Below are 14,547 nucleotides of genomic sequence, written 5' to 3'. Positions count from 1 at the left end.
GTGCTTCCTGGCAGATATAGTAGGCGAAAAGCTGCTTACAGCAAGACGATGTAGGATGCCGCATAAAGCGACCCGACAATCGTGGCTGTGGTCAGCAAGCGGTCCCAATTCAGTTCAACCAGAACAGAGACACCGCGATACCCTTGGGCGATCATTTGCATTTGAATAGTCTCCTTCGACACTTGCGAAAGAACTAGCGGTCAAATGTGGCAGCTTCTAGGCAGACCCGTGACACCTTAGGGGCAAAGCACCAGATCATTAAGCAAAGCAAAGATCATAAGCGTGCCAATCACAGCAAGACCACCGGCCATCAGAAACTTCAGTGCAGCATCACTTGGCTTGCGCCGCGTCACAGCCTCGTAGGCGTAGAAAACAAGGTGCCCGCCATCAAGGATCGGGATCGGGAACAGGTTTAGCAATCCCACAGCCGCCGATAGCATGCCGATGAACAACACAAAGCTGCCCGCCCCCTGACTAGCCATCGATCCTGACGCCTGCGCAATGCCCACAGGGCCCGACAGGTTGCATGTGGAAATCGCGCCAGAGAAGATGTGCCACAGGCCCGACAGCGATGTCGTGATCCGCCACCACAGTTGCTGAGTGCCCTCGCTCAGAGCCGTGAAGACGCCCACAGGCTCTGTCGCGTGGTCAAAGAACAGTTCGCCCGTCACACCTATGAGATAGACGGTGTCAAAATTGCCGTCCGCATTGGGAATGTCGACACGACGCGGGGCGACCTCCTTGATCAATTCGTCCTCGCCACGCTGGACGGTCAGCACCATCGCATCATCGCCTGCCGCATCTTTGGCTGCCACAAGTTCTGCAAACGAAACGATCTGGTTGCCGTTTACTGCCGTGATCAGGTCACCAACCCGCAAGCCCGCATCATCAGCAGCAGACCGCGGCTGGATGCTGGCGACCATGGGCAGGATCGGAAACGGACCCTCGACGGTCATCTCGCGACCATCACGGTTAATGCCGTAATCAATCCGCGGCGCAGGCTCTAACCGGCTGATCGCGCTGTCACGATCCTGCGTTCCAGCGACTGGAAAGCCGCCGATTGTCAAAATCTGGTCGCCCTGCTGCAAGTCGGTTGCGAACAGGCTTTCCTTGCCCGCCGGCACATCGCGCATCTTGTCGAATGTCAGCGGCTCAACGGGTGTGCCCTGATACATCAGGTAGCCCGCAAAAATCAGGATCGCGAGGATGAAGTTAAAAATGGGGCCTGCCGCGACAGTCGCCGTGCGCGCCCAAAGTGGCGCCCCCATCATCGTATTGCGTGCGGTGAAACGGCTTTGCGCCACAGCCTCAAGCGCTTCGTCATCGCCACCGACAGACGCCGCGTTGGCATCGCCCAGAAACTTGACATAACCGCCAAAGGGATAGGCCGCGATTTGCCATTTGGTGCCGTGCTTATCGACCTTGCTGGCCAGAACCGGCCCGAACCCGATGCTGAAAACTTCCGCGTGGATGCCCGACCAGCGCCCCACGATGTAATGGCCGTATTCATGGATCGCCACGATCACCGACAGGGCGATCACAAAAAATACCAAAGTGAAAACCGTGCCGCTGAGTGCCGGTAATATCTGTGTCAGGTCCAAAGTTTCACCCTAGCTTTGCAATCGCTTCATCTGCCCGCGCGCGCGCAAGCCTGTCCGTTTCCATGACTGTATCTAGGGTCATTTGGACATTTTGCAGCCCATCATGCGCCGAGATTTTGTCGAGCGTCATTTCCACAACCCGCGCCATATCAAGAAACCCGATCTTTCCGGCAATAAAGCCATCAAGCGCGCATTCCTTGGCGGCATTAAAGACAGCGCCTGTAAGACCGCCCTCCTTCATAACGCGCCTTGCCAGCGCAAGGGCCGGATAGCGGGCATCTTTGGGCGCGCGGAAATTTAGTGATCCGATCTGCGCCAGATCAAGTCGTTCCACAGGCAGTGCCTTGCGGTCCGGCCAATGCAGCGCATAGCCAATCGCGTGGCGCATATCAGGCGGGCCCACGTGCGCCATCAGCGCACCGTCGTTGAACCCCACCAGCGCATGGATCAGGCTTTCGGGATGGATAATCGTTTCAATTTGGTCAGGTCGGACACCAAAAAACTCTTTGGTTTCAATCAGCTCCATGCCCTTATTAAACATGGATGCGCTATCAATCGTGATCCGCTGCCCCATATCCCAGTTCGGGTGGCTGGACGCCTGTTCAATCGTGGCATCCGCCAGCTTGTCCAAGGGCCAGTCGCGAAATGCGCCGCCCGATGCGGTGATGATGACCCTTTCAACCGCGCCCATATCCTCGCCCACCAGCGCTTGAAACACGGCGGAGTGTTCGCTATCCACCGGCAGGATCGTGGCACCGTGCGTGCGCGCCTGTTCCAACAGTATCGGTCCGGCAGTGACCAGCGATTCCTTATTGGCCAGTGCCAGTGTCGTGCCTTGTTCAAGCGCGGCCCAGCCCGGTGCAAGACCTGCAGCCCCAACGATCGACGACATGATCCAGTCAGCAGGACGCGTGGCCGCCTCGGCAATCGCGTCCGCGCCGCAAGCCACTTCAATGCCTGTGCCGGCCAGCGCATCACGTAGATCATTCAGGCAGGACGCATCATCAATGACTGCAATATCGGCGCGCAAGTCTTTGGCATCATTCGCCAATTGCGCGACATTGCGCCCACCTGTCAGGGCGACAACATCATAGGCATCAGGATCGCGCCTGATCAAGTCGATGGTGTTTTGCCCGATAGACCCCGTGGCGCCGAACACGCTGATCCGTCTCAAAAGGCAACTCCGGGGACGTTGAACACACGGGCAACCAGAAGCATGAACAAAGATGCGCCCAAAAGCGCATCAAAGCGATCAAACAGACCGCCATGACCAGGGATCAGTTCAGAGCTATCTTTGACCTTCATCCGGCGTTTCAGCGCACTTTCCGCGATGTCGCCCATCTGGCCTGCAAAGCTAAGCACCATCGAAATGACGATGATCGTCAGACCTGCGTTCGTGAATAGCGTAAAGACAAAACCGACCACGCCCGCAGCCACCCAGCCTGCGACTGTGCCGCTCCATGTTTTTTTGGGGCTGACCTTGGGCCAGAACTTTGGGCCGCCAAAAGCTTTGCCGGCGAAATATCCGAAGATGTCAGTGGCGATGACGACCATCATCAGCCACAAAAGCCATGTAAACCCGTAGTTCTCACGAAACTCGACAAGGCCCCAACCGGCAATCTGTATTCCCAGCGCAAAGGCAAAAAACGCGCGCTTCTCGTGGCGGACAGACACAACGCCGATGACAGGAACGACCAGAAACAGCAGCAGACCGATCAGCGTGCCGTCCAGCATCATGCCAGACAGAACCGACGCGGTAAGCGCGGCGAGTAACATGCCGGACGTCGCCCGCTCTGGCGAGATCATCATCCACAATTCCCAGATCATCACGGCCGTCACAAAGACCACCATCATCTGGAACCAGACGCCGCCTGCGATCACGCCAACAGCCCCCACAAGCACCATCAACGCGCTTGAAGTCATGCGCACCGTCAGGTCATCCCATTTCGCGGGGGGTGTCGGCATTCCGGTCATTGGTTAGGCAAGCACCGCGCCGAAACGCCGCTCGCGCACACCATAGCGGCCCACGATCTTGCCAAACTCACCGGCGGAAAAGTCCGGCCAGAGCGTGTCGACAAATTCGTATTCGGCATAGGCCGACTGCCAAAGCAGGAAGTTCGAAATACGCGCCTCACCACTGGTGCGGATCACCAGATCAGGGTCAGGCAGCACGTGGGTATCAAGAAATTTTGACAGGGTTTCGGCGTCAACGTCCTTATAAGACAGACGACCCTGTTCAACCTCGTAGGCCAGACGTTGGGCTGCACGGGTCACCTCATCGCGACCACCATAGTTCAGCGCAATCGTCAGGTGCACGCGGTCATTGCCGGAGGTGAGCAATTCCAGATTGTCCATTAAGGACACCAGCTTTTCGTCCAGCTTCATCCGGTCACCGATAAAGCGCACGCGCACACCTTCGCGCAGCAGATCGCGTGCCTCGCGTTCGATGTAGCGCCGGAAAAGGCGCATTAGGCCAGCCACTTCGGTCTGTGTGCGCTTCCAGTTTTCTGTCGAGAATGCAAAAATCGTCAGATACTTGACGCCCAGATCGGGGCAGGCGTTGACGATTTCACGGACGCGCTTGGCACCCGCATGGTGACCAAACAGCCGCGGTCGTCCGCGCTGCTGCGCCCAACGCCCGTTGCCGTCCATGATGACGGCCACATGGCCCGGTCCCTTGCGGTCCGTTTCGGAATTATCTGCCAGATCCTTGGCCATATGCTTGGCCCCCATTTTTTGGGTCAGCGCGATGGCCAACCAGTAGTGCCGTCTGATTGCCTGTTCAGACCTGCATGATTTCTTCTTGTTTGTTTTCAAGCGCTTCGTCGACTTGCTTGATGTAGTCGTTGGTCAGTTCCTGCACGGTCTGTTCCCAGAACTTCTGGTCGTCCTCGGACATGCCGTCGGACTTGGCCTTTTTGATCTGGTCCATGCCGTCACGGCGCAGGTTCCGAATAGACACGCGCGCGCTCTCTGCATAGTTTCCGGCAACTTTGGTCAAATCGCGGCGGCGTTCTTCGTTCAACTCGGGGATGGGCAGCATGATGATGGTGCCGTTGAGCTGCGGATTAATGCCAAGGCCGCTTTCGCGGATCGCCTTTTCAACCTTACCCACAAGGCCCTTGTCCCACACATTGATGGTCACCATGCGGGGTTCCGGTACGTTCACTGTGCCAACCTGATTGATCGGTGTCATCGACCCGTAAGCATCAACCATAATCGGTTCCAGCATAGAGCCAGAGGCGCGGCCCGTCCGCAAAGACGCAAATTCAGTGCGCAGGTTTGCAATAGCGCCATCCATACGGCGGCCAAGGTCGTCGGTATCAAGTTCAAATTCGTCTGACATGTTCTTGCTCTTCCAGCGGGCGTTGCGCCCTGATCGTTGCCCAATGCGCGGGTTTGCCGCAGCGTTTGGCCTGTCTTACGTCAATTCTTGCCACCTGTATAGGGTAGCGGTTCGTGCGGGTTTGGGCAGATTTTGTGCATAACGGCGGAAATCCGCACCGATGGACGGGTTGAGGCGACCGTAAGACTAGTCGTGGACGATAGTATAGGTCCCCTCGCCCGCCAGAATGCCACGGAAACCGCCCGGCTCGTCCAGTGAAAAGACGATGATCGGCAAGTGGTTATCACGCGCCAACGCGATCGCGCTGGCATCCATCACGCCCAGGTGTTTTTGCAGCACTTCATCATATGTCACACGGTCATAGCGCACGGCATCATCGTGCTTGGCCGGGTCCTTGTCGTAAACGCCGTCAACCTTTGTACCCTTGAGAATGGCCTGACAGTTCATCTCGTTTGCGCGCAGGGTCGCGGCGGTGTCGGTGGTGAAATACGGGTTGCCTGTGCCAGCGGCAAAGATGCACACGCGCTTTTTCTCAAGGTGGCGCACGGCGCGGCGGCGGATGTAAGGCTCTGCCACCTCGTTCATTGTGATGGCCGAAATAACGCGCGTGTGGATGCCCAGTTCTTCAAGTGCGGATTGCATCGCCAGCGCGTTCATCACTGTGGCCAGCATGCCCATGTAGTCGGCCGTGGTCCGCTCCATTCCCTGCGCAGAGCCTTGCAGGCCGCGAAAGATGTTGCCGCCACCGATCACCATACAAATCTCGACGCCCATATCGTGCACCGTCTTGACCTCACGCGCGACGCGGGCAACGGTGGGCGGATGCAGACCAAACGATGTGTCGCCCATCAGCGCCTCACCGGAAATTTTCAGCATCACGCGTTTGTAAGCTGTGTTGTCGGCATCAGACATGGGCGGCCTCATAAATATGGGATGTGATTTCGGCGCAAAATGTCTGAAACCGTCCCGATGTTCAATGCGTGATCGGCAGGTGCCTGTCCCATTGGCAAAGCCCTGCCCCTTTACGCCCGTATGCCGGATGTGGGACATGCACGCGCATGATTGATATCCACGCCGATAAACCTGTCCTGATCGCGGGACCAACCGCCTCGGGCAAGTCGGCATTGGCGCTGCATATTGCGCAGCAGCAGGGTGGCATCATCGTCAACGCCGATGCGCTACAGGCCTATCAGGGCTGGCCGATCCTGTCGGCGCAACCTTCGGCGGAAGAGCAGCGATTAGCCCCGCATGCACTATATGGCGCGGTGGCCTATGATGGTGCTTTTGACTTGGGCGACTGGATCGCAGCGGTCACGCCTTATCTGACACAAGGAACACGCCCGATCATCGTGGGTGGCACAGGTCTGTTTCTATCGACCCTCACGAGCGGCCTGTCACCGATCCCGCCTATTCCCGACGACATCAGGCAAGCTGGTAATATCCGCGACTTGGCGGAAATGATTGCCGCGCTTGATCCGGAAACGCGTGACACGCTTGATCTGCACAACCGGATGCGGGTGCAGCGCGCGTGGGAGGTGCTGACACACACAGGTCACGGCATGGCGTATTGGCATGCCCTGCCCGCATCACCACTTTTGCCTGCTGAGAATGCCACGTGCATCGTGCTCGATGCCCCGAAAGACTGGCTCACGCCGCGCATCGCGCAGCGGTTCGATCTGATGATGGACATGGGGCTGTTAGACGAAGGGCGCGCCATGCGTCCTGTCTGGAACCCGCAACATGCGTCGTCCAAAACCATTGGTGCTGCCGATCTGATTGACCATCTGGATGGCAAAATATCGGCAAACGATCTGCGCGAAACCATCACGATCAAGACCCGCCAATACGCCAAACGACAGCGCACATGGTTCCGCAAGCGCATGGCCGACTGGCACAATTTGCCCATTTCATCCACCGATCTATCCACAGCTTTGCGGTTTTTGCCCTGAAATCGTCGTTGTTTGGTGGAAATCTTTGGTTAGCATTGCCGGACCTGCTGCTATGATCCGGAAGTTCCATGTCCCTTGCCACTGAACACCTTGCCACGCCGTTGTCTTTGACGGGGATCGCCTACAGCCAGCAAAACGGGCGCTGGCGGACAGAAGCCATGCGCAGCCATGCCACACCGCGCCTTATTCACATCACCAAGGGTCAGGGCCGGATCACTGTAGCTGGCCTGACGCGCGGATACGGGCCAAACAACCTGATCTTTATTCCGGCCCATGTCATGTACGGGTTCGAGGTTGGGCCAACCGTTGTCGGTCAAATCCTGACGATCCCTGCGGCGATGGCGCCCGAGTGGCCCGATACGCCGGTGCACATGCGTCTGCGCGATGTGACCCAGCAACAAGAGGCCAGCACCCTGTTCGAAGGGTTGGAGCGCGAGATCAAATCTAGCCGGAATGCCCATTCGCGTGCGGCGCATTATCACCTTGGCATCTTGTCGGTCTTCTTTGAACGGCAGCTTGAAGACCAGCCCGCCGATCCCAATGCACAGCGTGCCGAAACCAGCGCCGCGCGCCTTGTTGCGGCCTACAGCGATCTGATCGAACGCGATTACCGCAGCCAAAAAGGTGTTGCCGACTTCGCCGCAGAGCTAGGCGTGACACCCACCCATCTCACGCGCTGCTGCAAACAGTCCTGCGGCAAATCCGCCTTGGCGCTTTTGCGCAACCGTGTCCACTACGAGGCCTGCGTCATGCTGCGCGATACCCGCATCCCGGTGCGTGATATCGCATCGGCTTTGGGCTTCCGGTCCGCGGCCTATTTTACCCGCAGCTTTCAGGCACATGCGGGGCTGACCCCCAGCACATTTCGCAAACACGGCGCATGCGCTGCACGTCAGGGTTGACGCAAAGGCGCGGCTTGGCCCCCAAACCGCTTTGAATGCTGGCAGAAGTCGCATTTAGACAGTGCGAAATGTCGCATTTGGACCAAATAAGTCGAAACGATCCGTTGACCTTCAGTCAAAAAAAATGCGCAATGGCATGGCTGGGGAACAAAAAAGACTGCGCGGCAAAGACACGCGCCCGCCGACGCCACCTGTCGGACCCCCACACCAAAGATGTGTCTCAGGGAGAAACGAATGACGCAAATGATGAAAAACACGGTCCACCCGGCCGCCGAGATGTATGCCAAGGAGCATAAGGCAGGCCTAATGGATCGCCGCGAGTTTATGGCGCGCGCGACAGGTCTTGGCCTCACAGCCACCGCCGCCTACGCCATGATTGGTGCTACGCCAGCTGCTGCTGCAGGACACGCCCAGCAGGGCGGCACATGCCGCATGCAGATGGAAGTCCGCGCACTGAAGGATCCACGCACATACGACTGGACGCAGATCGCGTTCTACACAGCCGGTTGGCTGGAGTATCTCGTGCGCTACGACAGCGACGGTTCGTTCAACCCGTCCCTGCTGGAAAGCTGGGAAGTGAACGAAGACGCCACACAGTATACATTGAACGTCCGTCAGGGTGTGAAGTGGAACAACGGCGAAGATTTCACCGCCGAGGACGTGGCACGCAACATCACCGGCTGGTGTGACAAGAACGTTGAAGGCAACTCGATGGCGGGCCGTTTCGCCGTGCTGATCGACGAAGAGTCCGGCACAGCCATCGACGGCGCAATCGAGGTCACAGGTCCACACACCGTTGTGCTGAACCTGCCTGCCCCCGACATCACGCTGATCGCCGGTATGTCCGATTATCCTGCCGCAATCGTGCCTGCTGACTTCAACGCAGACACAATGCTGGAAAATCCAGTTGGTACAGGTCCTTACATGCCTGAATCGCTTGAAGTGGGCGTTAAGGGCGTGGTTGTGCGCAATCCTGACCACGAGTGGTGGGGCTATGCCGCTGGCGAAGGTGCCTACATCGACCGTTTCGAATTCATCGACTACGGCACAGACCCATCCGCTTGGGTGGCCGCTGCTGCAGCCGACGAAGTTGACATGACATACGAAACCGTTGGCGATTTCGTCGACGTATTTGAGTCAATCGGTTGGGAGCGTTCCGAAGTGGCATCAGCCGCAACGATCGTTATCCGTCCAAACCAGGAAGCCGAAGTCGATGGCATGAAGCCCTACGCCGACAAGCGTGTGCGTCAGGCGATTGCAATGGCCGTCAACAACGATGTGTGTCTTGAGCTTGGCTATGCTGGCCGTGGCGTCACCGCCCGTAACCAGCACGTTGGCCCGATGCACCCTGAGTGGGCTGACGTTCCGGCGATTGGCTACGATCCAGAGGCAGCACTCGCGCTGCTGACCGAAGCTGGCATGGCCGACTTCGAGATGGAAATCGTGTCGATTGACGATGACTGGCGCAAGAACACAACTGACGCGGTTGCCGCCCAGTTGCGTGACGCGGGCTTCAACGTGAAGCGGACAATCATCCCCGGTTCGACCTTCTGGAACGACTGGACGAAGTATCCGTTCTCGTCGACCAACTGGAACCACCGTCCGCTGGGCACACAGATCCTTGGTCTGGCCTATCGTTCGGGCGAGGCGTGGAACGAAGCTGCGTTCTCCAACGAACAGTTCGACACGCTGCTGGCTGGTGCCAACGCGGTTGCCGATGCCGATGCCCGTCGCGAGATCATGGCAGAGCTTCAGGCCATCATGACCGACGAAGGCGTCACCATTCAGCCATACTGGCGCACGGTTTACCGTCACGCCAAGCCGGGCTTTGTGGGCTGGGATATGCACATCGCATACCTGCCGCCGATCATGTCGATTGGTCTGGCTGCCTAAGCTGACATAAGAAAACGGGCCGTCCCATATCGGGGCGGCCCTTTTGCCAACGGCGCTACACAGGCGCCCACCAAGAATTACGCGGGCAATGATCCCGCGTGACCGGACCAACAGGGGCCACATATGGGACTGTTTATTCTGCGCCGACTAGGGGTCATGCTCCTGACGGCGCTCTGCCTGACATTTATCGTGTTCTGGCTGACCAACCTCACACCGAACCTTGAAAAACTGGCAAAAACGCAAGGTAACGCGCGGATGTCGGACGAGGCGGTGCTGACATTCCTTGGCAATCGCGGCTATGCACAGCCCCTGCCCGTCAAATACGGTCAATGGCTTGGCGTTTTGCCCGGCTACGTGATCGAAGGCGCGGACGGAGAGCTGCGCGCCCGTTGTGCGCCGGCCGGTGCCACCCCCGAAGATATCGAAAACGCACCCACTTTCTGCGGCGTGCTGCAAGGGCAATGGGGCTTTTCAACCGTATTCAAGAACGACGTGTCCGAGATCATCGCCACGCGCCTTGGCCTGACCGGAAAGCTGATGTTCTGGGTGCTGATGGTCATGGTCCCCGGCGCGCTGATCATCGGCGTGCTGGCTGGCATGCGGGAGGGGTCGCGCACCGACCGCTCCCTGTCCACCGTGTCGATCATCACCACCGCCACGCCCGAATATGTATCGGGTGTTGTGTTTATCGCGCTTTTTGCCACCTCCGCCTTCGGGATGCAGTATTTCAAAGGCACCGCCACGGCAGCGATGGATGACGCGAATTTCGAGAATTTCTTTCTGCCCGTCATCACCATCGCGCTTTACGGCATGGGCTACATCGCGCGCATGACCCGCGCGTCCATGACCGAGGTGATGACCGCGCAATATATCCGTACCGCCCGCCTCAAGGGTGTGTCGTTCCCCACAATCGTCATGCGCCACGCGCTGCGTAACGCGCTGATCGCCCCCTTCACTGTCATCATGCTGCAAATCCCGTGGCTGCTGAACGGCGTCGTGATCGTTGAGACCCTGTTCAACTACAAAGGTTTCGGCTGGGTGCTGGTGCAAGCTGCTGGCAACAACGACATCGAACTTCTTCTGGCCGTCTCGGTCGTTTCCGTCATCGTGGTTCTGATCACACAGCTGATTTCCGACATCGGCTATGTCTTCCTGAACCCCCGCATCCGCATTTCTTAAGGGAGAAATCACATGGACCCCTTAAACTGGACCGGCACGCTCGGCACCTTCCTCAACCCCGTTCTTGGTATCGCTGTCGCGGTGCTGGTCGTGGCGGTTATCTTGCAAATCATCGGCGCGTTTTTCGCCAAGGAAACCGCCATCGAGGTAAATCCTGATGGATCAATCGCCGTACGCGGCGGGATGCTTGGCGGGATCGAACGGATCGTGAAATTCGCATTTCTTGCGGTGCTCGCCATCATCCTGATCTATGTGGTCGCGGGCATTTTCACCCCGGTCGGCACCGTTGGCATCTTTGGTGCGATGGCAAAACAGTTCATCCCCGTCTGGATCGCCCTGATCGTGACTTATGCGCTTTCGATCAAGTTCAAGCGCAGCCTTGGCCTTTACGGCAAGCTGTTTGACAGCACTGTCGGCATGATCGGTTTTGGTCTTGTGATGTTCTGGGTCTTTACCGCGCTATTCACCGGCGTGTTTGATTTGATCGCCACGCATGACCCGCTGAGCCAGGTATCAGGCCTCAAAAACAAGTTGCCCGGTGTCGCAATGCCCGAGCAGGAAGACGGCGTTTATTCCTACTACCTGCTGGGTGGTGATAACCTTGCCCGCGATATCTTTAGCCGCATGGTGCATGGGTCTGTCATCGTTGTCGCGATCGCGCCACTGGCGACGGTCTTTGCCTTCATGGTCGGCATCACGCTGGGCTTGCCTGCGGGGTTTTACGGTGGTCGTCTGGATACGATCCTATCGTTCATCGCCAACCTGATCCTCGCGTTCCCCGTGATCCTGCTGTTCTACCTGCTGGTCACACCCGAGATCGTGGCAACCGGCATTCCGTCCTTCATGGCCGCCGTGTTGTTCGTCTTCCCGATCATCTTCTTCGGGGTGCTGCTCAACAGCCGCTACTACACGCAGCCGTCCAAGCGCACACCGATCCTGATCGTCGTGCTGGGTGTGCTGCTGGTACTCTACATGTCGATGATCAACCAAAAGGGCACTGTGATCGACATTCTGCCTGCGTGGCTTGATCTCTTTGACCTCGATATCCTTGTGGTGTTCGTTTCGGTCGTATTCGTCAACTCGCCCACAGTGTTCCGTATTGTCCGCGGTCTGGCACTTGATCTGCGCACCCGCGATTATGTCGCCGCCGCCCAGACCCGTGGTGAGGGCGCGTGGTACATCATGCTTTGGGAAATCCTGCCCAACGCACGTGGCCCGCTGATAGTCGATTTCTGTCTGCGGATTGGCTACACCACGATCCTGCTGGGCACCTTGGGCTTCTTTGGTCTGGGTCTGTCGTCGGAAAGCCCTGACTGGGGCACCACGATCAACGAAGGCCGCAAACTGTTGCTGATCTTTGTGCATCCTCCATTGCCGCCTGCCCTTGCCCTGCTGACGCTTGTGCTGGGTCTGAACCTACTGGCCGACGGCTTGCGTGAAGAAAGTTTGAGGGATTAAGGGGCGGCGCATGCCGCGCCCGGTGCGGGTAAACGATGCGCTTGCGCACCGTGGCCCCACACAGACGTAATCTGGGCGTTGTCCCACCTGACATAGGAAAAACAACATGAGTGACGAAAACTACGACGGCCCAATCCTCGAGATCGACAAGCTGTCGATTTCCTTCTTCACCCGCCTGCGCGAGATTCCCGCCGTGATGGATTTCTCGGCCAAGATCATGCCGGGCGAGGCACTTGGTGTTGTGGGAGAGTCCGGCTGCGGCAAATCCACTGTCGCCTTGGGCGTGATGCAGGATCTGGGCGTCAACGGCCGCATCGTCGGCGGCTCGATCAAGTTCAAGGGCGAGGAGATGAACACCATGTCGGCCGAACGCCTGCGCGACATCCGTGGCTCCCAAATTGCCATGATTTATCAGGAACCGATGGCGTCCCTGAACCCCGCAATGAAGATCGGGCGTCAGTTGGCCGAGGTGCCGATGATCCACGAGGGCGTGTCGGAAAAAGAGGCGATGGCCCGTGCGTTAGAAGTAGTGACAGACGTCAAACTGCCCGACCCCAAGCGCATCCTGTCCAGCTATCCACACCAGCTTTCGGGTGGTCAGCAACAGCGTATCGTCATCGCCATGGCGCTGATGTCCAAGCCATCACTGCTCATCCTTGATGAGCCGACAACCGCGCTTGACGTGACGGTTGAGGCGGCTGTGGTCGAACTCGTCAAAGACCTTGGCAAGAAATACGGCACGTCGATGCTGTTCATCAGCCACAACCTTGGTCTGGTGCTGGAAACCTGTGACCGCATCTGCGTGATGTATTCCGGCGAAGCGGTGGAACGCGGCAGCATCGAGGACGTGTTTGACGATATGCAGCACCCCTATACGCAGGCGCTGTTCCGGTCGATCCCGCTGCCGGGCGCCAACAAGAACGAACGCCCTCTGATCGCGATCCCCGGCAACTTCCCCTTGCCGCACGAACGCCCTGACGGGTGCAATTTCGGCCCGCGCTGCGATTACTTCGAGGCAGGCCGGTGTGACGCCCAGCCCATCCCGATGGAAAAGGTCCACGGCAATGACCGCCACGAGACCCGCTGCCTGCGTAACACCGAAATTGACTGGGCCGCCCCACCCGAGGTGGGTGCGCAAACCGAGAAACCCGCCCCCGGCCCTGTTGTTCTGAAAATGGACAACCTCAAAAAATACTACGAGGTGGCGGCGAACGCCCTGTTTGGCGGCGGTGACAAGAAGGTGGTGAAAGCCAACGAAACCCTATCGTTTGAAGCCCGCGAAAGCGAAACATTGGCCATCGTGGGCGAGTCCGGTTGCGGCAAATCTACCTTTGCCAAGGTCCTCATGGGGCTGGAGACAGCGACCGAAGGCGACATCCTGCTGGACAACCAGTCCATCGGAAACGTGCCCATCGAACAGCGGTCGACCAAGAACGTGGCCGACATCCAGATGGTGTTCCAGAACCCGTTTGATACGCTCAACCCGTCGATGACCGTGGGTCGCCAGATCATCCGCGCTTTGGAGATTTTCAAAGTCGGCAAGAACGAAGCAGAGCGCAAGAAACGCATGCTCGAACTGCTTGATCTGGTAAAACTGCCGCGCGAATTTGCGAACCGCATGCCGCGCCAGCTGTCCGGTGGTCAAAAACAGCGCGTCGGTATTGCCCGCGCCTTTGCCGGTGATGCGCGGATCGTTGTGGCTGATGAACCTGTCAGTGCCTTGGACGTATCTGTGCAGGCCGCAGTCACCGATCTGCTGATGGAAATTCAGCGCGAACATAAAACCACGCTGCTTTTCATCAGCCACGACCTGTCGATTGTCCGCTACCTGTCGGACCGCGTGATGGTCATGTATCTGGGCCATGTGGTTGAACTGGGCAGCACCGATCAGGTCTTTGCACCCCCCTATCACCCCTATACCGAGGCGTTGCTGTCCGCCGTGCCGATTGCCGATACGTCAGTGACAAAAAAGCACATCGTGCTGGAAGGCGACATTCCGTCGGCCATGAACCCGCCCAGCGGTTGCCCGTTCCAGACGCGGTGTCGCTGGAAGTCACAGGTGCCCGGCAACAAATGCGAGATTGAAGTGCCTGCGGTGCGTCACCTTGCAGACGGGCATCAGGTCAAGTGCCACCTGACCGATGCGCAGCTTGACGAGATGGAGCCTGTTATTCAGGTCGCCGCCGAATAGGAACCTATTGCGCCCCCGTGGATTGGTC

Annotated in this window: 13 protein-coding genes; 6 read left to right on the top strand and 7 right to left on the bottom strand. The window is 58.2% G+C overall.

Features of this window, described 5'->3' with window-relative positions; genetic code table 11:
- Positions 1 to 35: 35 nt before the first annotated feature.
- The 7 genes from V8J84_RS09765 to pyrH form a co-directional block, all read right to left on the bottom strand.
- Positions 36 to 161, bottom strand: a complete 126-nt coding sequence (locus V8J84_RS09765; RefSeq protein ID WP_339930518.1) for a hypothetical protein — start codon at positions 159 to 161, stop codon at positions 36 to 38.
- A gap of 75 nt (positions 162 to 236) precedes the next feature.
- Entirely contained in the window at positions 237 to 1,601 is a 1,365-nt protein-coding gene (gene rseP / locus V8J84_RS09760; RefSeq protein WP_339930516.1) for an RIP metalloprotease RseP, read from the bottom strand.
- 4 nt (positions 1,602 to 1,605) lie between these two features.
- Positions 1,606 to 2,775 (bottom strand): 1-deoxy-D-xylulose-5-phosphate reductoisomerase, encoded by a 1,170-nt coding sequence (dxr, locus tag V8J84_RS09755; protein ID WP_339930514.1) that lies wholly within the window; start codon positions 2,773 to 2,775, stop codon positions 1,606 to 1,608.
- Positions 2,772 to 3,575, bottom strand: a complete 804-nt coding sequence (locus V8J84_RS09750; protein ID WP_339930512.1) for a phosphatidate cytidylyltransferase — start codon at positions 3,573 to 3,575, stop codon at positions 2,772 to 2,774. The genes dxr and V8J84_RS09750 overlap by 4 nt, the downstream gene beginning before the upstream one ends.
- 3 nt (positions 3,576 to 3,578) lie before the next feature.
- Positions 3,579 to 4,319, bottom strand: coding sequence for a polyprenyl diphosphate synthase (uppS, locus tag V8J84_RS09745; protein ID WP_339930510.1), 741 nt, complete (start codon positions 4,317 to 4,319; stop codon positions 3,579 to 3,581).
- Positions 4,320 to 4,383: 64 nt separating this feature from the next.
- Complete coding sequence (frr, locus tag V8J84_RS09740; RefSeq protein WP_339930508.1) at positions 4,384 to 4,947, bottom strand: ribosome recycling factor; 564 nt, start codon at positions 4,945 to 4,947, stop codon at positions 4,384 to 4,386.
- Between the two features lie 186 nt (positions 4,948 to 5,133).
- Entirely contained in the window at positions 5,134 to 5,859 is a 726-nt protein-coding gene (pyrH, locus tag V8J84_RS09735; RefSeq protein ID WP_339930506.1) for a UMP kinase, read from the bottom strand.
- A gap of 146 nt (positions 5,860 to 6,005) precedes the next feature.
- Here pyrH and miaA point away from each other — a divergent pair, with 146 nt between their 5' ends.
- The 6 genes from miaA to V8J84_RS09705 all read left to right on the top strand — a co-directional run bounded on the left by miaA (position 6,006) and on the right by V8J84_RS09705 (position 14,519).
- Positions 6,006 to 6,896: a tRNA (adenosine(37)-N6)-dimethylallyltransferase MiaA gene (gene miaA / locus V8J84_RS09730; protein ID WP_339930504.1), complete on the top strand. Its 891-nt coding sequence runs from the start codon at positions 6,006 to 6,008 to the stop codon at positions 6,894 to 6,896.
- Positions 6,897 to 6,964: 68 nt separating this feature from the next.
- Positions 6,965 to 7,798 carry a helix-turn-helix transcriptional regulator gene (locus V8J84_RS09725; protein ID WP_339930502.1) on the top strand — a complete coding sequence of 278 codons (834 nt, stop codon included), beginning with the start codon at positions 6,965 to 6,967 and terminating at the stop codon, positions 7,796 to 7,798.
- Between the two features lie 246 nt (positions 7,799 to 8,044).
- Entirely contained in the window at positions 8,045 to 9,691 is a 1,647-nt protein-coding gene (locus V8J84_RS09720) for an ABC transporter substrate-binding protein (RefSeq protein ID WP_445285964.1), read from the top strand.
- Between the two features lie 123 nt (positions 9,692 to 9,814).
- Positions 9,815 to 10,870, top strand: coding sequence for an ABC transporter permease (locus V8J84_RS09715; RefSeq protein WP_339930500.1), 1,056 nt, complete (start codon positions 9,815 to 9,817; stop codon positions 10,868 to 10,870).
- 12 nt (positions 10,871 to 10,882) lie between these two features.
- A complete protein-coding gene (locus V8J84_RS09710) occupies positions 10,883 to 12,328 on the top strand; it encodes an ABC transporter permease (protein ID WP_339930498.1) in 1,446 nt (481 codons plus the stop codon).
- Positions 12,329 to 12,434: 106 nt separating this feature from the next.
- Entirely contained in the window at positions 12,435 to 14,519 is a 2,085-nt protein-coding gene (locus V8J84_RS09705) for an ABC transporter ATP-binding protein (RefSeq protein ID WP_339930496.1), read from the top strand.
- The last annotated feature ends 28 nt before the right edge of the window (positions 14,520 to 14,547 follow it).

Origin of the sequence: Yoonia sp. 208BN28-4 (genome assembly GCF_037543925.1) — a bacterium.
In the GTDB taxonomy this organism is placed as follows: Bacteria; Pseudomonadota; Alphaproteobacteria; order Rhodobacterales; family Rhodobacteraceae; genus Yoonia.
The sequence above is the reverse complement of the archived record's forward strand: the minus strand, read 5'-3'. Positions and strand labels throughout refer to the sequence as shown.